General features: G+C 41.8%; 1 protein-coding gene. It reads right to left on the bottom strand.

What is annotated here, in order from left to right:
• Positions 1 to 546: reverse transcriptase domain-containing protein (locus tag CDO51_RS13185; RefSeq protein ID WP_240503599.1), on the bottom strand; the 546-nt coding region annotated here is incomplete at both ends.

Below are 546 nucleotides of genomic sequence, written 5' to 3' on the forward strand. Positions count from 1 at the left end.
GTTGAATTGACCTACCACGTTTACGACTTGTTATCTGCCTTATCCTGTCCTTGAACCGTTTTATGGACTCTTGGTGTGGTCGTATTCCAGCCTTTCCTCTAGCTTTGTAGAGGGAGAAGCCAAGAAAATTAAGCTTAAGTGGGCTCCCAGTGTTGCTCTTATCTCGATTCACCTTAAGTTTTAATTTCTCTTCGAGGTATTTTGTACAGCTGGTCATTACTCTTTCAGCGGCTCTCTTACTTTTGACGTAAATGACACAGTCATCGGCGTACCTCACAAATTTGTGTCCCCTCTTTTCAAGTAGGCGATCAAAATTATTGAGGTAGATATTACTGAGTAGTGGAGACAGGTTTCCACCTTGTGGAGTACCTTTGGTAGAGGGGCTCAAAAGCCCATTTGACATGACCCCACTCTTTAGGAATTTGCGTATGAGTCGTATGATGGTTTCATCCTTTACTTGTTCCCTTACCATACCTATCAACAAGTCATGGTTCACGGTGTCAAAATATTTTGCTAGATCTATGTCAACTGTATATTTGTAGCCTT

This window comes from Natranaerobius trueperi (assembly GCF_002216005.1).
GTDB lineage: Bacteria > Bacillota > Natranaerobiia > Natranaerobiales > Natranaerobiaceae > Natranaerobius_A > Natranaerobius_A trueperi.